The organism is Curtobacterium sp. AB7 (assembly GCF_044909335.1).
In the GTDB taxonomy this organism is placed as follows: Bacteria; Actinomycetota; Actinomycetes; order Actinomycetales; family Microbacteriaceae; genus Curtobacterium.
The window spans coordinates 846,615-865,229 of the sequence record NZ_JBIYED010000001.1 but is presented as its reverse complement, the minus strand read 5'-3'; the positions used below and the strand labels follow the sequence as shown (position 1 = coordinate 865,229).

The window sequence follows — 18,615 nt, the reverse complement described above, 5'->3', positions numbered from 1 at the left end:
GTCATCGCCGGCCGCACGACGCCGTCGTCATCGCACGACGCTCTGAAGTCGGCGAGACGCCCCCGGATTCGGGGGCGTCTCGCGCACTCGGGGGCGTCTGGCGCAGACGCCGGCGTCAGACGACCGCCGGCGAAGGTCCGGCCCGCGGCTTCCGCCGCGTCCGAACCTGCAGCACCCCCGTCAGCAGCAGCACGACCAGGCCGACCGCGAGCACCACGAGCCCGCCGAGGAACCCGATCACCACGAGCAGCAGGGTCTCGGTGGTCATCCCACCGCCTGCACCGCCGTCTGCCGCCGCCGTGACGGTCCCGGCTCCGGAGTCTGCCGACTGGGCGACCGCTCCGACGCCGTCGACCACGGTGAACGGCACCGCGACGACCGTTCCCTGGTCACCGACGAGCACGACGTGGTGGTCGCCGACCTCCAGGCCGGTGGTGTCGACCGCGGCGGTGGCCATGCCGTCCTCGACGGTGAAGTCGTCGCCCTGCACCGGTTCGGAGTAGGTCCACACGCTCCCGCCCTCGTCGTCGCCCGTCCACGACAGGCGGAGCTCGAGCTGGTCACCGGCGGTGACCTCGTCGGGGATCCCGGCGTCGGCGGCCGCGACGGTGGTGATGTCGCCGGCGTCGATCTTGCGCACCAGCTCGTCGGAGTCCGCGGCGGGGGCCGTGGGTGGCTCGGCGGCGGCGGGGGCCTTCGCACTGTTCCGGGGCTGAACGGCGGTGTTCCCCGGCGCAGCGGTCGGCACAGCCGTCGGCGCCGTGTCCGAGGCGTTCGTGATGGTCGGTGCGGTGGCGGCCGGCGGCAGCTGCACGACGGGCGGCTGGATGACCGTGCCGCCGTTGCCACCACCCGTGCTCGGACCGGTCGGCAGGGTGCCGGGGACCGTCTGTCCGGCGAAGTACACCGGCGTGAAGGTCTCGAGCGCGGCGTCGGCGGCGCCGTGTGCGCCGATGGTCAGGACACCGCACTGCACGGCCCCGGACAGGCAGTCGACGCGCTTGGTCGACTGGCCGGTGAACGTGGAGCGCGCGATGACACCACCCTGCGTGAAGCCGGCGTCCTTCGTGCCGCTGAGCTTCGCGGTCGCTGCGGCGCCGGTGCCGGTGTTGTCGGGCCAGGCGACGAAGCCCTGGCCGTCCTGCCCGGTGCCGCCGGACCCGGGGACGTAGTCGTAGCCCGCGCCGGCCGCTCCCCCGGCGCTCGGGTGCTTCGTGACGTACCCGAACAGCACGTACAGCCCGGAGCCGTTGGTGTTCTTCGTGAAGCCCGAGCCCGTCACGGTGAGCTTCGAGCCCGCCGCGGCGGTCGAGAGTCCGGTGGCCGGCCGCACGTTCGTCGAGGCGCCCCGAGCGTTCTCCGCCCCGGTGATCGACCCGTCCGCACCGACGACGGTCGACCCGCCGCCGCCGTTCCCGCCGCCCGGGTTCGTCGGCGCCTGCACGGTGACGCGCAGGGTCGCGGTGTCCGAGGCGACCCGACCGACGACGGTCGTACCGAGGACGTTCGTGGCGACTGCGCGGTACCGGTCGCCGTTCAGCCCTTCGGTGGCGGTGATGCGGAGTGTGCTGGTCATCGCGCCGGCAACCGTGGGACCGTCCTGCAGGTCGGCCCAGCCGGACGGGGTGTGCTGCTGCCACTGCACGGTGGGCGTCGGGGTCCCGGTCGTGGTGACCGCGAAGGACACCTGCTGCGGCGTGGCGGGGGTGGTGCTGCCGTCGGTTCCGGTGGTCGCGCCGGTCAGCGTCACGGCGACGTCGGCCGGCTGCTCCGTGATGGTCGGGGTGGTCACGGCCGTGAACGTGCGCAGCCCTTGGTCGGCGGCGTCGGTCGCGGCGTTCACGACGCCGAGCACCGCGCGGCCGTCGGCGGCGACGACGATCGGGTCGCCGGTGTAGGTGGTGCCGGGCGTGTACTCGGCACCGAGCGTGGGCGCGGTGCTGCCGTCGATCGCGTACGCGCGGACGACGTTGCCGGTGTCGGTGCTGCCGGCGGCCGACACCCAGAGGCGCTTCGCGGCCTCGTCGACGGCCAGGTACGCGGCACCACCGACCCGGTCGATCGAGGTCGTCACGGCCGGGGTCCCGCGCAGCGACACGGCTCGGAGGGTGGCGTCGCCGTCGTTGCTCCACCACGCCCGGCCCCGGGAGTCGACGACGGTCCCGCCGGCGGCCCCGGACGTCGCGGTGGCGCCGATCGACACGTCGGCGACCGAGGCTCCGGTGTCGAGGGCGACGACGCGGGCGAGAGCGGCGGCCTGGTCGAAGACGACGGCGCGCTTGCCGGTCCAGTCGACGCCGACCGAGGAGATCGTCCCGGTGACCGAGCCGATCAGGGTGGCCGTGCGGGTGACGGCGCGGACGGTCCCGCCAGCGGGGCTGGTGCCGACCTCGGACACCGCACCCGAACCAGAACCGGAACCAGCGCCGGAGTCAGCACCGGAACCAGAACCGGATCCGGCACCCGCCCCGACGGCGGCCACCCGCAGCAGCCCCGCGGACCCGCCGTTCGCGGCCGGGGCGACCTGCGCGACGATCGAGCCGTCGGCGGGGTCGATCGCGAACGCCTTCGCGGCGGGCACCGCGACGGACGGCTTCACGTGCACGACGTCCCGGTACGCGGCGTCCGTGCCGCGCGCGACGACGACCCAGCCCTGGACGTTCGCGCCGGTGCCGCCGAACTCCGCGGCGGGCAACGACGCGGTCGCGACGATGTTGCCGGTCGACGGGTCGACGCTCGGCTTCGAGGTGGCGACACCGGGGTCGATCGGCCCGGCGACGCGTTTGCCGTCGTCGTCCACGACGAAGTAACTTGCCTTGGCGGTTCCGGCAGCCGGTACCTGCACGACGTTCAGGGCGCGCGCGGCGTCCCGCACCACCGTGGTGACCCGGCCGATCGTGCTGTCACCGACCGTGGTCTGCACGCCGGTGCTCACGAGTCCCTGGACGCCGGGGTCGCTGAACCCCTGGTCGCCGTCGGCGCCGCCGTCACCGTCCGTCCCCTCGGCAGCCCAGTCGCCCGTCACGGCGACCGAGAGCGGGTCCAGCGCGGTGCCCGCGGCGTAGAACTGCGTCGGGTTGCTGCCGCCGGTGACGTCGGCTGCGAAGGCCGCTGCACCCGCCGCGGTGATCGTGGTGGGCAGACCGGTCCACGAGTACGCCCCGTCGGTGACCGATCGGGTGCCCTTGGTGACGTCGATCGTCGCGAACGCGATGCGCTTCGTCCCCGGGTCGGACGTCGTGGCACCGGTCGTCGGGTCCACGAGCCGCACGTCGACCCCGGCAGTCAGGGTGCCGGTGGTCGGCGTGAGCTCGATCGCCGGGTCGCGCAGCGAGATCACGAACGTGTGTGCCCGGTAGTCGAACACCGCGGCACCGGAACCCGTGACGGTGAGCTTCCGCGTGGCGGTGTCGTAGCTGCCGCCCGATGCGGTGAACCGGAACGTGCCGTCGGCGTTCCTCGACGCACCGCCGGACACCGACTGCCCTGCGGCCGGCACGTAGTTCCGGAACGACTGCTTGAACCCCCAGTCGAGCGTGCCGCCCGTGACGGACGTGCTCGGCCCCGAGGCGGCGGTCGCCGCAGTGGGCACGGTGCCGGCGACGGCCGCGGTCAGGCCGATGATCGCGGCGACGGTGGCGCTGAGCGCGCGGAGGCGACGGGCCGGTCTGGTCTGGGTGTGCATCGGTTCCTCGGGTCGGGGTGGTGCGCGTGTGGGAGACGGTGCCCCGGGCGGACCCGGGGCACCGCGTGGGTCACCAGGTGACGGGGACCTGGACCTCGTCGAGGTCGACCGGGTCGTTCGCGACGCCGTGCGCCGAGAACGTCTGGACGAAGCACTCGTACTGCCCGAGGGCAGCGTTGGCGGTCGCGGTCTTCGTGGCGTCGTAGTCGCAGCTGACGGTGGCGGCCGCGTCGCCGGTGTGGTGCGGGTCCGCGGTGTAGGACTTCGCGACGTCGATCGTCGTGGTGAAGCCGCCGCCGGCCGTGAAGGCGCTCTTCGACACCCACTGGGCGGAGCCGAACCAGCCCGAGTTGGTGGCGTAGTCCGCCTGCTTGGGCCCGTAGACGACGTAGACGCCGAAGCCGCGCCCCTGCGCGTCCCCGTCGAAGCCGCTGCCGGTGACCGTGACGGTGCCGTCCGAGACGCCGTGGAGCGCCCCCGGGCCGTCGGTCACGACCGAGGCCGGACCGCTGACGGAGAGGCTGGCGCCGTAGTCGTTCGTGACCGCGGTGGCCGCGGACGCGCTGACCGCGGGCAGGACGGCGATGCCGACCGCGGCGACCCCTGCCGCCAGCGTGATCCCGAACGAGCGTGCGATTCGTGTCATGTTCGTGTTTCCCTCTCGATGTGGGCGCCCCCTGTGAGCACCCGGGTCCGGTGGTCCTCCGGCGCGACGTCGGTCGCGGCGCGTCGTGCGGCACGGCGGGAGTGCACGATCGCGAAGACGACGAGCGCAGCGACGGCCACGACGAGCGCGGACAGGCCGCCGAGCACGATCCGCAGAACGCCCGGGTCGATCCCGCCTGACGAGCCGTCGGCAGCTGCCGCCACCGCCGAGGGCGTCGACCCGGCCGGCGCGGTGGCGGACGCCGATGCGGTCGGCTCCGCGGTGGCACTCGGCTTCGCGGAGCGCGCGGACGGCTTCGTGGTCGCGCGGGTGTCGGCGCTCGCCTCGGATCTCGGCTCGGCGGCCGGACGGGAGGCACTGCCCGCGTCCGTCGTGTCGGCCTGCGCCTGCCCGGTGGTCGCCCTGGTGCCGCCACCGGCCAGCGTGCCGCCGCTGCCGTACAGGTTCTGCACCGAGACGGGTGTGAACGACTCGTTGTTCGCGTTCGCGACGCCGTGCGCGCCGATCGTGATGATCCCGCACTGCACGACCGTGCAGTCGACGGTCTTCGCGGCGCCGTTCCGGTCGAGCGCCTGGAACGTCGAACCGGGGACCTTGAGGGTCGCGGACCAGGTGCCCGTGGCGGAGTCGACCGTGCCGCCGTTCGCCGCCGATGCGGTGGTGCTGCCCTCGAAGGCCACGAAGTCGAGGTACCCGGTGGGGTTCGACTCGTCGTCGGGCACGTAGCTGTAGTCCGCGCCCGTCGCCCCGCCCTTGCTCGGCTGCCACGTGCCGTTCACGGTGCCGAACGCCACGTAGATGCCGCCGTACCCGTTCTTGATGCCCTGGAACCCGGAGCCGCGCAGGCGCAGCGTCGTCAGGTACGTCGAGTCGACCTGGTTCGTGACCTCGGGGTGCCCCTCGATCGCGACGCTGACACGGCCGGCTGCCGATGCGGGGGCGACGCCCACCAGGGCGGCTCCCCCGGCGCTGAGCGCGACGATCAGTCCGGCGAGCGCGAGCCGCAGCGGGCGGGTGCGGGTGCGGGTGGTCACGAGGAGGCCTCCTGGAGGGTTCGGGACGGCACGACGACGGGCGTGCCGGTGTTCGGGTCGGGCACGACGGTGACCGGGTGCCGGTAGACGGTGCCGATGCGGTCGGCGGTCAGCACGTCGGTGGGGGTGCCGTCGGCGACGATCCGGCCGCCGGCGAGCATGGCGACGCGGTCGGCGTACGCCCCGGCGAGGCTCAGGTCGTGGAGCACCACGACGACGGCGCCGCCGGCCCGGGCGTGTGCGCGGGCGACGGCCAGCACGGCCTCCTGGTGCCGCAGGTCGAGGGCGGCGGTCGGTTCGTCGAGCAGGAGCACCGGGGTCGACTGCGCCAGGACCCGGGCGAACGAGGCCCGGGCTCGCTCCCCGCCCGACAGCGAGGGGAACGCCTGGTCGATCCGGTCGGCGAGTTCGACCTGGTCGAGCACCCGCGCGACCACGGTGTCGTCGTCGACCGCTCGCGGGGTCCCCCGCCACGGCGCCCGGCCCATCCGGACGACCTCGCCGACGCGGAACCCGAAGGCCACGGCGGTGTCCTGCTCGAGCACGGCACGCCGACGAGCGGTGGCGAGCGGTGCTTCGCCGCCGGTGCGCACGCCGTCGATCGCGATCGTGCCGCTGTGGGCGAGGTCACCGGCGATCGCCCGGAGCAGGGTCGACTTGCCGGCGCCGTTCGGACCGACGAGCGCCAGGACCTCGCCCGCGCGCACCGTCAGGTCGACGTCGGCGAGCAGCGGTCGCCCGTCGATGACGACGCCGATCCCGGAGGCGACCACGGCGCCGACAGCGCTCGTCTCGATCATGCCCAGCCTCCCGACCGTCGGCGGGCACGGCGCAGGAGCCAGAAGAAGAAGGGTCCGCCGACGAGCGAGGTCAGCATGCCGATCGGCAGGTCCGCGTACGGCACCAGGGTGCGCGCGAGCAGGTCGGCGATCGTCAGGAGCAGGGCCCCGCCGAGCGTCGAGACCAGCAGCAGCGGGCCGTGCGCCGGGCCGATGACCATCCGCATCAGGTGCGGGACGACGAGCCCGACGAACGCGATGATGCCGGCGAACGCGACCGCTGCGCCGACGAGCAGGGCGACCACGACGATCGCGACGACCCGGACGGCCTCGACCCGCACCCCGACGTGCCGCGCGGCCCGGTCGCCGAGGGCGAGCAGGTCGAGCGAGCGCGTCAGCACGACGGCGCCGACGAGCCCCGCACCGATGACGGGGGCGATCGCTGCGGCCTGGTCCCACATCGAGCCGTTCAGCGACCCGAGCTGCCAGAACACGATCTGCTCGCGCGCCTGCTGGTCGCCGAGGAACGTCAGGAAGGCGAGCCCCGCCCCGGTGAACGCGTTCACGGCGATGCCGGTGAGCAGGAGCGTGACGACCTCGGTGCGGCCACCGGCACGGGACAGCCCGTAGACGAGCAGCGTCGCGACCAGGCCAGCGGCGAAGGCCATCAGCGGCGTCGTCCAGTACCCGGCGAACTGCAGCCCGAACACGATCGAGGCGCAGGCCCCGAACGCCGCGCCACCGGACACCCCGACGACGCCGGGGTCGGCCAGGGGGTTCGCGAACACGGCCTGCATGAGCACACCGGCTGCGGCGAGCGCGGCCCCGATCAGCAGCGCCATCACCACCCGCGGGAACCGGATCGTCCACAGCGCCTGGGTGACGAGGTCGTCGGCGGGACCGTCCACGGGCAGGCCGAGCGACCGGCCCACGGTCCGGAGCACCTCGGCGGGCGAGATCCCGAGCTGCCCGACGCTCGCCGACACCAGCGTCGCGACGACGAGTGCCACCACGAGCCCGGTGGTGAGGAGCGCGATGCGGCCGACCCGCGACCTGGACGTGACCGCCGGTGCGGCGGGGACGCGCGTGGCGGGCGCGATCCGTTCCTCCCGGACGGTCACGAGGGGTCCGCCGGACCGTAGATCGCCGCTGCCAACGCGGCCACGATCCCGGGCGTGCGCGGCCCGAAGCTCATCACCGTCGTGTCCGCCATGTCCACGATGCGGCGGTGCTCGCCCGCTGGCGTCTTCGCGATCGCGGGGACCCGCTGGAGCAGTCCGTCGACGCCGTCGACGGACTCGAGCCCCTTGGTCATCATGATGACGAGGTCCGGCTGCATCGCGACGAGCGCCTCGGCGTTGACGGGGCGCATGCCCGTCCAGTCCTGTTCCGTCGCGACGTCCCGCCCGCCGACGGCGTCGATGAGCGAGTCGGCGCCGGACTCGCTGCCGAACAGGTAGTAGATCCCGGCGTTCCCCCGCACGTACAGGAACACCATCTTCAGCTGGTCGGCCCGAGCCGACGGCGCGATCCGGGCCACCTGCGCGGCGACGGCCTGCTCCTGCGCGTGCACCTCGGCGGCCAGGCGGTCGCCGGTCGCCGGGACGCCGAGCGCCGTCGCGACCTGCTCGATGATCGCGTCGGTGTTCGTGGTGTCCCGGTGCGGGTCCAGGACGACGACGGGGACGCCGGCCTCGCGGATCTGCAGGACGACGTCCCACGGGCCGAGCGAGGTGTCGGTCAGCAGCACCGTCGGGCGGAGCGCGAGGATCGCCTCGGCGGAGAGCTCGTGGCCGTTCCGGGTGACGAGCGGCAGGTCCTCGGTGCCCGAGAAGCCGGTCGAGACGTCCCGTCCGACCAGGTGGTCCCCCAGGCCGAGGCCGTACACGGTGGACGACAGCGTGCCGGAGATGTCGAGCGCGAGGATCCGGTCCGCACTCGTGACGGTCACCTCGGTGTCCTGGTTGTCGGTGACGGTGACGGGCAGCTCGGGCTCGTCGACCGTGCTCGCCGTCGGCGGCAGGTCCGTCGCCAGGGTCGCGGTGCGCTCGCCGGTCACGTCCTTCGCGTCGGTCACCGGGGCGATGGCCTGGAGGCTCGCGGCCGGGTCCGTCGCACTCGTCCCGCGACCCGCCGCGTGCGTCGCCCCCGCGGTGGCGGTGCCGCCGCCGGTGCAGCCGGTCGCCACGGCGAGGACGACGAGGGCGGACGCTGCGGCCGTGAGGGCGCGACGGAGTGACGACATGGAGATGATCCCGAGTGCTGGTTCGTGAAGTTAGGTGAGCCTCACCTAACCGTTAACTTAGGTGAGCCTTGCCTACCTTGTCCAGCACGTGTCGCCGCCTCCCCGCTACGGTGGTCCCGTGCGCATCGTGGTGGCTCCGGACTCGTTCAAGGGCACCGCGACCGCGGCGTCCGTCGCCCAGGCGATCGCGGACGGCTGGCTGACCGAGCGCCCCGACGACGACGTCGTGCTCGCGCCGATGGCCGACGGCGGCGAGGGCACCCTCGAGGCGTTCGCGACTGCGGTCCCCGGTGCGGTCCGGGTCCCCGTCACGGTCACGGGCCCGGCTGGCACCCCGGTCGACGCCCACTGGCTGCGGCTGCCCGATGGGCGTGCGGTGGTGGAGCTCGCGGCGACGAGCGGTCTCCCGCTGCTCGACGAACTCCTGCCGGACACCGCGACGAGCCGGGGGTTCGGCGAGGCGATCGCCGCCACGCTCGACGCCGGCGCCACGGGGCTCGTGCTCGGCATCGGCGGGAGCGCCTCGACCGACGGCGGCCGGCCCGTGCTCGAGGCGCTCGGTCTGGACGGAGCGGGGCTGCCCGCCCTCCCACCACTCGGCGTCACCGTGCTGACCGACGTGACCGCTCCGCTGCTCGGCCCGACCGGCGCGGCTGCGGTCTTCGGCCCGCAGAAGGGGATCGAGCCCGCACGGGTCGTATCCTTCGACGAGCAGCTGGCCAGCTGGGCTGCCCGCTTCCCATCGGTGGACCCCACGACCCCGGGCGCCGGCGCCGCGGGTGGCGTCGGCTTCGGCCTGCTCGTCTGGGGTGCGACCCTGGCCCGCGGCGCGGACGGCGTCGCCGAGGTGCTCGGGCTCGCCGACCGGCTCACCGGTGCTGACGTCGTGATCAGCGGCGAGGGCCGGTACGACGGGCAGTCCGCCGCCGGCAAGGTCCCGTCGGTGGTGTGGTCGCTCACGGCGACGCACGCCCCCGGGGCCCGGTCGATGCTCGTCGCCGGCGCGATCGAGGCCTCCCTCGACGACTACGCCGCGGCCGCCTCGCTCACCGTGCTCGCCACGCAGACCACCGGCGAGCCGGACGACGCCCTGGCCGACCCGCTGCGCTTCGCCACGATCGCGGGCCAGCGGCTCGCGCGACTGGCCTGAGCACCCCGATTCCCGTACTGGGGAGCCCCAACGGAACCTCCCACGCTGTGGCGCGCTCCATCAGACTGGTGTCGGGCCGGAACCGGCCCGCAACGCACCCCCACGAGGAGATCATTGCGCACCGTCAACGCGTACGCGGCACCGTCAGCGACCGAGCCGCTCGTCAAGACCACCATCACCCGTCGTGACGTCGGAGCGAACGACGTCGAGATCGACATCGCCTACGCCGGCATCTGCCACTCGGACATCCACACCGTCCGCGGCGAGTGGGGCCAGATCCAGTACCCGCAGGTCGTCGGCCACGAGATCGTCGGCCACGTCACCGCCGTCGGCGAGAACGTCACGAAGCACCAGGTCGGCGACCGTGTCGGCGTCGGCTGCATGGTGAACTCCTGCGGCGAGTGCGAGCAGTGCGTCGCCGGCCAGGAGCAGTACTGCCTGAAGGGCAACATCGGCACCTACACGAGCGTCGACCCGGCCGACGGCTCGATCACCCAGGGCGGCTACTCGCAGGCGATCGTCGTGAACGAGGACTTCGTCCTCCGCGTGCCCGAGTCGCTCGACATCGAGAAGGTCGCGCCGCTGCTCTGCGCTGGCATCACCACGTACTCGCCGCTGCACCACTGGAAGGCCGGCCCCGGCACGAAGGTCGCGGTCATCGGCATGGGCGGCCTCGGCCACATGGCCGTCAAGATCGCCGTCGCCCTGGGCGCCGAGGTCACCGTCCTGTCGCAGACGACCTCGAAGGAAGCCGACTCGCTCCGCTACGGCGCGAAGGCTCACTACGCGACGAAGGACCCGGAGACGTTCGAGAAGCTCGCGAACTCCTTCGAGCTCATCATCAACACCGTGTCCGCGAAGATCCCGATGGGCTCGTACCTCGGCCTGCTCAAGGTCGACGGCACGCTCGTCAACGTCGGTGCTCCGTCCGAGCCGCTCGAGGTCCCGGCGTTCGCCCTGATCCCGCGCCGGCTCAGCTGGGCCGGGTCCGCCATCGGCGGTATCCGCGAGACCCAGGAGATGCTGGACTTCTGCGCCGAGCACGACATCCTGCCGGAGACCGAGCTCATCAGCGCCGACCAGATCAACGAGGCCTACGAGCGCGTCCTGTCCTCGGACGTCCGCTACCGCTTCGTGATCGACGCGGCCACACTGGCGTAGTCGGGACCAGGCTCAGACGGGAGGCCCGTTGCCAGCCGGCAACGGGCCTCCCGTCTGTCTGCCTGTCCGTCGGGCCGTCAGCCGACCTCGTCGCCGGACGGCAGCGCGCCGCACCAGTCGACGGAGCCGGCGTCGATGCTCGCCTCGAGCGCACCGGTGGTCGCGTCGACGATGCTCACCAGCTCGTCGGTCGCCGACTTCGTCGCGACCGCGACGAACTGGCCGTTCGGGGACGGGCAGACCGCTGTGACGCTCGCGTCGTCCGGGATGGTCACCGGTAGCCGGGAGGCCCGCTCCCCGTCCACGCGCACGATCCGTGCCGAGACGGTGCCGTCCGACCGCACGTCCCCCAGCAGGCGCAGGTACGTGTCGTCCGCCAGCGGGGCGATGCGGCCGAGCACGGCCGCATCGGTGCTCGCAGCGGGGGCACGCAGCGCGGTCTTCGCGCCGTCGGTCAGGTCGAGGCGCTCGATGCCCGTACCGGTCTCGACCACGGCCGTGGTGCCCGAGCCGACGAACCCGTGCAGGTACGTGGCGCTGCCGAGTCGGACGGCGTCGGCGCGGCCGCTCATGTCGACGAGCACCAGGTCGTCGCTGCCCGTCCGCACCAGGGCGCTCTCGGTCCGGGGCACGTAGGCCCACTGTCCGACCGTCATCGGCACGGCGCCCGTCTGCGGCTTCCCGTCCGCGGCGATCGCGGTGGGCAGGTGCGTGCCCGTCATGTCGACCACGTACAGGCCGGTGTTCCGCGACTGCCCGGTGGACGTGTCGGCGTACTCGAACCCGAACGACGCCCCGTCGTCGGCGACGTGCAGCGCGGTGACCCGCCCCTGCGACGACGGCAGGGTGAGGTGCTCCACGGGGGCGTCCGGGTCCCGCACCCCGCCGGTCAGTGCGATCACGTCGACCGAGGAGCTCGCGTCGCTGCCGCTGACCACCACCAGGGACCGTCCGAGCCGGGCGTACTCCGAGATGTCGGCACCCTGGTACACGGTCGTCGCACCGCCGGCATCGAGGGAGCGGCGCACGATGCGGTCCTTCGCACCGCCGGCTCCCGGCACGAGCGCGAGGACGTCGGTGCTGCCGGTCCGGATCGCGGTGGTGAGGTCCGCCGTGGCGCGCTGCCCGGGAGCCCGGACGTTCGCGACGGTCACCGTGTAGTCGCGGTCGTAGGCCAGGGGTCCGGCGAACTCGACCGCGATCGTGTTGCCGCTCGAGGTCACGGTGTGCGCGGCCGCCGGGGTGACCCGGACGTCGGCGGCGGACACCTGCTGCAGTGCCTGGTTCGCCGTCAGGATCACCCGCTGCGCCGGGCGGGACACCAGACCGGTGGCGTCGTACGACACGTCGCGCAGGCGCGGCCCCTGCTGCGACCCGACGACGGCGGCGAGCGCGGCGACGACCGCCAGGACGAGCACGACGGCGAGGTACCGGCGGTGGAACCGGCGAGTGACCGGGCGGCGGTCGGTGCGGTCGGTGCGGTCGGTGCGCTCAGTACTCATACGGGTCCTCGGGCTGCGCGATGTCCTGCACCTTCGCGGCCTTGATGACGATGCGGGCGTCGGCGGACTGGTCCGGGTTCGCCGCGAGTGCGCCGGTCACCGTGACCCACTGCCCCTCGTCCGGAACGGAGCCGTCGGCGTCGTCCGTCACCACGCCGAGGCCGACGGGCTGGGCGTCGACGGCGCAGCAGCTGATCACGAAGCGGGTCAGGGTGAAGGAGCCGCCGTCGCCGGGCACCACGAACCCGGACAGCCGCACCTGCTTGCCGACCAGGGCCGTGGTGTCGGTGGTCTGCCGGATCAGCGCCGCCCAGTCCTTGACGCCGTACTCCGAGGTGTCGACGCCCTCGCTGCCGAGCAGGGACACCGCCGCGTCGGAGCCCGTCGCGTTCGACAGGGTCGCCGAGTCCACGCTCCGCTGCTGCGCGGTACGGGCGGACAGCGTCGTCGGGGGCAGCACCAGCATCGACACGGTGACGCCGATCGTGACGACCGCGGCTGCCCCGCCGAGGGCGAGGCGGACAGCGCGACCACGGCCGGGGCGCGGCTGTTCGGCGTCGGCGTCGTGTCCGTGGGCATCGGCGTCGTGCTCGTCCGCTTCGTCGCCGTGCGTGTGGCCGTGGCCGCGTGCGATCACCACCAGGCCGGCGATCGAGGCGGGTACCGCGACGGCGGCGAGCACGATCGTGAACACCGAGTACCGCGGGTTGATGTACAGGTCGAGGTGGCCGACCAGTGCGAGCCAGAGCGTGCACACGGCGACCGCCAGCACGGACCCGAGCCCGAGGTAGGCCGGAGCGTTGCTGCTGGGTGCGTCAGACGAGGACATTCATCACCAATCCCACGGCGCCGGCGAACAGGACGCACACGACGGCGAGCAGCACCAGGAACCGGACCCGGAACGTCGTACGGAGCAGGGCGATCATCTTCACGTCGATGATCGGCCCGATGATCAGGAAGGCCGTGATCGACCCGGGCAGGAACGTCGAGGCGAACGACAGCGCGAAGAACGCGTCGACGTTCGAGCAGAGCGACACCGTCATCGCGAGCAGCATCATCGCCGCGACGGAGAGCACCGGGTTCGAGCCGATCGCGACGAGCGTGGAACGGGGCACGGCGACCTGGATCGCCGCAGCCAGGCCGGCGCCGACGAACAGGGCCGGCATCATCGTCGCGGTCTCGCCGCCGAACTGCGCGGCGCTCTCCCGCCAGCGGTTGCGGCTCCGAGGTGCGCCGATCGCAGCGCGGCACCGGGCCTCGAACGCGGGCAGCAGCAGGTCGGCCGGACGGCGGTGCGCGGCGACGATCCAGCCGACCAGGTTCGCGATCACGAAGCCGCCGACGATCCGGACCGGCAGGATCCAGCCGGACCAGCCGAACGCCTGCGCCGTGCTGATGATCACGAGCGGGTTGAGGATGGGGGCGGCGACCAGGAACGTGACGGCCTCCGCGGGGGTGAACCCGCGCATCATCAGGCCACGGGCGAGGGGCACGTTCCCGCACTCGCACACCGGGAACAGCATGCCGATCAGCGAGATCACGGCGCGGCGGCCGAAGGCGTTCTGCGGCAGGACCCTCTCGAGCGCACCGACGGGCACCCACACCTCGACGACGATCGACAGCACGATCCCGAGCACCACGAACGGCAGCGACTCGACCACCACGCTGATCGCCAGTGTCAGGAAGTCCTGCACGACGTCCGGCAGGCCGGCGGTCCCGATGCTCGGGGACAGCATCCGGATCCCCAGGAGCACGACGACGGCGAGCAGCACGAGGCCGGGGCCCGTCAGGGAGCGGGAGCGCTGCTGCGGCGGCGTGGTCGTCGTCACCCGGAAAGGATAGGCGACGCGTGCTGCGTGGCGGTCCGCGCGCGGCCGCCTGCGCACCGTGCGAGTTCGTTCACCCCGTGCAGGGTTGCTCGCTCGGTGCAGGCCTGGAGCGCCGCACGGAGCCACCAACAACGCACGGGTTCGCGAACCCGGCAGCGGGCCGCAGTCAGACCTGGGCGATGCCCGCCACGTGCCGGTCGAGCGTGTCGATCGCCCACGAGGCGTCGCCCCCGGGATCGACCCGCACGATGTGCATCGCGAGCCCGTCCACCAGGGCGTGCAGCCGCCGGGTCTCGTAGGGCACGTCGGCGTCCGGCACCCCGAGCGCCCGCAGGATCCGCCCGCACCACTCCCGCATCTCGTCGACGACCCGGTCGTGGAACGGCCGGAGCTCGGCGTCGGTCAGCGCCGCCGTGCCGAGGCCCAGGTAGACGTCGAGCTCGATGCGTCGCTCCTCGTCGAGGGGCAGGAGCTCGAGCAGGACCGCGTGCGCGTACGCCGTGCCCCGCAGGTCCGCGGGCACGGCGTCGATCCGGGCCGCGGTCGCGTCGAACACGAGCTCGAGCGCGTGCGACCGGACGCTCGCCTGGGTCGGGAAGGTGTAGCGGACGGTGCTCGGCGGCAGTCCGGCCTCTGCCGCGACGTTCCGGACACTGAGCGCCCCCAGCCCGTCGCGGGCGAGCACCCGGCACGCGGCTTCGGACACGGTGCGGCGCCGCTGCTCGACGTCCATGCTCCTGGCCACGACGCCATACTCGCACAGTCGTACGAACTCGTGCTACCGTCGATGCCGTTGTCGCACAGTCGTGCGACTATGCGATCGAAGGAAGGGAACATCGCCATGGCATGGGTCGTCCTCGTGCTGAGCGGCGTGCTCGAGGCCGTCTGGGCCACCGCACTGAGCGCCTCGAACGGCTTCAAGAAGGTCGTGCCCACGATCGTGTTCGTCGCCGGCATGGCGCTGAGCATGGTCGGGCTCGCGTTCGCGATGAAGTCGATCCCGGTGGGCACCGCCTACGCCGTCTGGGTGGGCATCGGCGCCTCGCTGACGGTCGTCGTGTCGATCCTGCGCCGGCAGGAAGCCGCGTCGCTCGCACGCCTCGGCCTCGTGTTCGGCCTGGTCGCCTGCGTCGTCGGCCTCAAGGTGGTGAGCTGAGGTGGCTTGGATCGTCCTGTTCCTCAGCGCCGCGCTCGAGACCGTGTGGGCGACCGCCCTCGGCGAGAGCGACGGCTTCACCCGGCCCGGCCCGACGATCGTGTTCGCGATCACGATCGTGGTCAGCCTCGTCGCGTTCGGCTACGTCCTGGGGCACATCCCGATCAGCACCGCGTACGCCGTGTGGACCGGCACCGGAGCAGCGCTCACGGTGCTCTGGGGCATGGCCACCGGCACCGAGCCCGTCACCGTGCTGCGCGTGCTGTTCATCGCCGGGATCGTCGGCTGCGTCGTCGGCCTCAAGCTCGTGCCGGCCCGTCCGGCGGTCGTGCCCCGGGTCTCGGCGGGGCGAGCCCGAGACTCGGTCTGAGCGACCGATCTCGCGCCGCGTGCCCCGAGATTCGTCGCTGACCCCGAGACTCGGGTCGCGCTCGCGACACAGGCGGTGACGGACGGGAGGCCCGGTGCCAGCTGGCACCGGGCCTCCCGTCCGTCAGGTGGTCACGTGACGATCAGACGGAGGCACCCGTCCACTCGTCCTCGGCGGCGACGTGGTCGCTGCCGACCGTGCCGGCGGCGAGCGCCGCGGCGGCGAGCGCCGCGGCGGCGAGCGCCGCGGCGGCGCGTTCCGTGTGGCTCGGCGGGTTCGACGGCACGTCGGACGGACGGCCCTCGTCGCCGAGCTTGCGGAGCTCGGGGACGATCTCGTCGGCCAGGATGTCGATCTGCTCGAGCACGGTCTTGAGCGGCAGACCCGCGTGGTCGATCAGGAACAGCTGTCGCTGGTAGTGGCCGACGTGGTCCTTCATCGCCGCGTACCGGTCGATGACCTGCTGCGGCGAACCGACCGTGAGCGGGGTCTGGGCGGCGAAGTCCTCCATCGAGGGGCCGTGGCCGTAGACCGGAGCGTTGTCGAAGTAGGGCCGGAACTCGTTGACCGCGTCCTGCGAGTTCTTGCGGGCGAAGAACTGCCCACCCAGACCGACGATCGCCTGGTCGGCACGGCCGTGACCGTAGTGCTCGAAGCGCTGGCGGTACAGCCCGACCATCTGCTCGGTGTGCTGGATCGGCCAGAAGATGTTGTTGTGGAAGAAGCCGTCGCCGTAGTACGCGGCCTGCTCCGCGATCTCGGGCGTGCGGATCGAGCCGTGCCAGACGAACGGGGGAACACCGTCGAGGGGGCGCGGCGTCGAGGTGAAGCCCTGCAGCGGCGTGCGGAACTTGCCCTGCCAGTTGACGACGTCGTTCTCCCAGAGCTGGCGGACGAGCGCGTAGTTCTCGATGGCCAGGTTGACGCCTTGGCGGATGTCCTGCCCGAACCACGGGTAGACCGGGCCGGTGTTGCCGCGACCCATCATGAGGTCCATGCGGCCGTCGGAGATCACCTGGAGCATCGCGTACTCCTCGGCGATGCGCACCGGGTCGTTCGTGGTGATGAGTGTCGTGCTCGTCGAGAGCGTGATGTCCTTCGTCTTCGCCGCGAGGTAGGCCAGCAACGTGGTCGGCGACGAGGCGACGAACGGCGGGTTGTGGTGCTCGCCGGTGGCGAAGACGTCGAGCCCGGCCTGGTCGGCGTGCTGCGCGATGGTGAGGATGTCACGGACGCGCTGCGTGTCGTCCGGCGTGGTGCCGGTCGTGGGGTCGGTCGTGACGTCACTGACCGTGAAGATGCCGAACTGCATGTTGCGCCGCCTTTCGCGATATCGATGCGTTTGCATCGACTTGCTGGGTACAACGTAGCGTACGCCGGTGCATTCCCACCAGGGCGTCAGCGCGCTGCGGGCAGCACGGCGGGGTCGGTCCGGGCCGCGTGGTGCATGCCGTCGAGGAACCACACCGCGGTCACCACCGCCAGGACGCTCGCGCTCGAGGCCAGTCGTCCGGCCATCAGGATCGCGGCGTGGTCGTGCGCGCCGTCCCCCGTCAGGCCGACGACGAGCGCGGCGACGCCGACGGCCAGCGTGACCCCGGTCGCGACGAGCAGGACGACGCTGACCACCCGGCGCGGTCCCCGTCGGCCGTCCCGGTCGCCCCGGAGCCCCCGGTCGACCCTCGGACCGAACGCCCGGACGACGCCGAGCCAGAACATCGCGATCGCGCACGCCCCGATGATGTCGCTCACCCGGTGCCAGCCGTAGACGACCGTCTGGTTGGCGACGAACACCGCGTAGGCGGCACCCAGCAGGGTGACGATCGGCCGGAAGCGACGGGGCGTGACCATCAGGACGGCGAACAGTGCGGCCAACGCGATGGTCGCGTGCCCCGAGGGGAACGAGTTCGGCGTCGTCGACTGGGCGATCTCCGGGCGCTCGGCGATACGCTTGACGAGCGTCGAGGTGGCCGCCGACGCGAGCACCACTGCACCCGCGCCGAGCCCCACCGAGAGCCGTCGCCTGGCGAACGCCACCGCGACGATCACGACAACGAGCAACAGGATCACCGGCACCGAGATGACGTTGAGCGCAGTGTCCGAGCTGAACAGGTCGGACTCACGGACCCCGCCGAGCGCGGCGTCCTCCATGCGCTGCCCCACCGGCGTCAGCACCGCGGCCGCGTAGACGGAAGGCACGATCACGAACCCCAGAGCCGCCAGCACACCCCACCGCAACCGCCGCGAGACGCTCGGTCCACGCGACTCCGGTGCATTGCGCTCGGGTGTCAAGGTCACCGGGCTGGTCCTCCTCGGAGTGGTCGTCGTCGGTCTCGTCGCACGCCTGGTGACGGCGCTGCGATTCGGACGGTCGGGGTCGGACACGATACCGTTGGCTCACCGGCCGGAGGCTGGGAACCGCGCGGCCGTCACCCGCGGATCCCGCGCTGTGCCGCTCAGTGCCGCGCCGCGCAGTCCGGCGGGCACCGCCGGACTGACGCACGTCGCGTCGGCAGTGTACGAGGAGGAGACCGAAGTGGCCATCAAGGAACCGGGCATCACCGCCTCACCGAACCGCGGGCTCGCGCTCACGGTCGGTGGCGTCCTCGCACTCTGGGGCATCCTGGGCTTCTTCTTCGCCGCCGACGGCGACCCCGGCTTCTTCAGCCGCCAGGGCGGGATGCTCTGGAACGCCTTCGGGGTGAACCCGCCGCTCGCCCTCATCTGGGTGCTGCTCGCCGCGGTCCTGCTCATCACCGGCCTCGGCACCACCATCGGTTCGCGGAACGGCAACCTGGTCGTCGGTGCCGTGCTCGTCGTACTGGCCGTCTACGGCTTCGTCTTCGTGAACACCTCGGCGAACATCTTCGCGCTGAACACCACCGACAACGTGTTCCACGCCATCGTCGGTGTCATCCTGCTGCTGACGGCGCTCGGTGCCGACAAGGAGAACCTCCGCGCGCTGCGTGCGGCGGCTCGCGCCTGACGCTCTGACACGATCCCCGACGCCCGTCTGCCGCTCCGGCAGGCGGGCGTC

17 protein-coding genes are annotated in these 18,615 nt (G+C 72.7%); 5 read left to right on the top strand and 12 right to left on the bottom strand.

The genetic code is table 11. From position 1 onward, the window contains the following. Positions 1-115 precede the first annotated feature (115 nt). From ABH929_RS04375 to ABH929_RS04350, 6 genes are all read right to left on the bottom strand, one after another. Entirely contained in the window at positions 116-3,685 is a 3,570-nt protein-coding gene (locus ABH929_RS04375) for an HtaA domain-containing protein (RefSeq protein WP_404560265.1), read from the bottom strand. Between the two features lie 70 nt (positions 3,686-3,755). Next, positions 3,756-4,331: a hypothetical protein gene (locus ABH929_RS04370; RefSeq protein ID WP_222659337.1), complete on the bottom strand. Its 576-nt coding sequence runs from the start codon at positions 4,329-4,331 to the stop codon at positions 3,756-3,758. Continuing rightward, entirely contained in the window at positions 4,328-5,386 is a 1,059-nt protein-coding gene (locus tag ABH929_RS04365) for a hypothetical protein (protein WP_404560263.1), read from the bottom strand. Before ABH929_RS04365 ends, ABH929_RS04370 begins: the two co-directional genes overlap by 4 nt. Further along, the gene (locus ABH929_RS04360; RefSeq protein ID WP_404560262.1) at positions 5,383-6,186 is read right to left on the bottom strand and encodes a heme ABC transporter ATP-binding protein; all 804 of its coding nucleotides are present in this window, start codon (positions 6,184-6,186) and stop codon (positions 5,383-5,385) included. Before ABH929_RS04360 ends, ABH929_RS04365 begins: the two co-directional genes overlap by 4 nt. Then, complete coding sequence (locus ABH929_RS04355) at positions 6,183-7,286, bottom strand: FecCD family ABC transporter permease (protein WP_374114439.1); 1,104 nt, start codon at positions 7,284-7,286, stop codon at positions 6,183-6,185. Before ABH929_RS04355 ends, ABH929_RS04360 begins: the two co-directional genes overlap by 4 nt. Then, positions 7,283-8,410, bottom strand: coding sequence for a hemin ABC transporter substrate-binding protein (locus tag ABH929_RS04350; protein WP_404560260.1), 1,128 nt, complete (start codon positions 8,408-8,410; stop codon positions 7,283-7,285). Before ABH929_RS04350 ends, ABH929_RS04355 begins: the two co-directional genes overlap by 4 nt. Positions 8,411-8,528: 118 nt before the next feature. On the opposite strand from ABH929_RS04350, the gene ABH929_RS04345 reads away from it, so the two are divergent. Both ABH929_RS04345 and ABH929_RS04340 read left to right on the top strand, forming a co-directional pair. Further along, on the top strand, positions 8,529-9,560 hold the full coding sequence (locus ABH929_RS04345; RefSeq protein WP_404560258.1) for a glycerate kinase: 1,032 nt from the start codon (positions 8,529-8,531) through the stop codon (positions 9,558-9,560). A 114-nt stretch (positions 9,561-9,674) separates the two neighbouring features. Next, positions 9,675-10,721 (top strand): NAD(P)-dependent alcohol dehydrogenase, encoded by a 1,047-nt coding sequence (locus tag ABH929_RS04340; RefSeq protein WP_205463722.1) that lies wholly within the window; start codon positions 9,675-9,677, stop codon positions 10,719-10,721. A 77-nt stretch (positions 10,722-10,798) separates the two neighbouring features. Here the strand turns inward: ABH929_RS04340 and ABH929_RS04335 are convergent, their stop codons facing one another. From ABH929_RS04335 to ABH929_RS04320, 4 genes are all read right to left on the bottom strand, one after another. Then, positions 10,799-12,223, bottom strand: coding sequence for a hypothetical protein (locus ABH929_RS04335; protein WP_404560257.1), 1,425 nt, complete (start codon positions 12,221-12,223; stop codon positions 10,799-10,801). Continuing rightward, positions 12,213-13,052 (bottom strand): TIGR03943 family putative permease subunit, encoded by an 840-nt coding sequence (locus ABH929_RS04330; RefSeq protein ID WP_404560255.1) that lies wholly within the window; start codon positions 13,050-13,052, stop codon positions 12,213-12,215. The genes ABH929_RS04335 and ABH929_RS04330 overlap by 11 nt, the downstream gene beginning before the upstream one ends. Further along, positions 13,039-14,052, bottom strand: coding sequence for a permease (locus tag ABH929_RS04325; RefSeq protein WP_404560254.1), 1,014 nt, complete (start codon positions 14,050-14,052; stop codon positions 13,039-13,041). Before ABH929_RS04325 ends, ABH929_RS04330 begins: the two co-directional genes overlap by 14 nt. A 166-nt stretch (positions 14,053-14,218) precedes the next feature. Then, positions 14,219-14,797, bottom strand: a complete 579-nt coding sequence (locus ABH929_RS04320) for a TetR/AcrR family transcriptional regulator (RefSeq protein WP_240347556.1) — start codon at positions 14,795-14,797, stop codon at positions 14,219-14,221. Positions 14,798-14,893: 96 nt separating this feature from the next. On the opposite strand from ABH929_RS04320, the gene ABH929_RS04315 reads away from it, so the two are divergent. Together ABH929_RS04315 and ABH929_RS04310 are read left to right on the top strand one after the other, a co-directional pair. Then, a complete protein-coding gene (locus ABH929_RS04315) occupies positions 14,894-15,208 on the top strand; it encodes a multidrug efflux SMR transporter (protein WP_263091473.1) in 315 nt (104 codons plus the stop codon). A 1-nt stretch (position 15,209) separates the two neighbouring features. Continuing rightward, positions 15,210-15,578 carry a DMT family transporter gene (locus tag ABH929_RS04310; protein WP_404560252.1) on the top strand — a complete coding sequence of 123 codons (369 nt, stop codon included), beginning with the start codon at positions 15,210-15,212 and terminating at the stop codon, positions 15,576-15,578. A 142-nt stretch (positions 15,579-15,720) separates the two neighbouring features. Here ABH929_RS04310 and ABH929_RS04305 read toward each other — a convergent pair whose 3' ends face one another. Further along, positions 15,721-16,890, bottom strand: a complete 1,170-nt coding sequence (locus ABH929_RS04305; RefSeq protein WP_404560250.1) for a CE1758 family FMN-dependent luciferase-like monooxygenase — start codon at positions 16,888-16,890, stop codon at positions 15,721-15,723. A gap of 86 nt (positions 16,891-16,976) precedes the next feature. Beyond that, positions 16,977-17,876, bottom strand: a complete 900-nt coding sequence (locus ABH929_RS04300) for a phosphatase PAP2 family protein (protein WP_205463716.1) — start codon at positions 17,874-17,876, stop codon at positions 16,977-16,979. Positions 17,877-18,114: 238 nt separating this feature from the next. Here ABH929_RS04300 and ABH929_RS04295 point away from each other — a divergent pair, with 238 nt between their 5' ends. Then, positions 18,115-18,564: a DUF4383 domain-containing protein gene (locus ABH929_RS04295; protein ID WP_165901145.1), complete on the top strand. Its 450-nt coding sequence runs from the start codon at positions 18,115-18,117 to the stop codon at positions 18,562-18,564. Positions 18,565-18,615 lie beyond the last annotated feature (51 nt).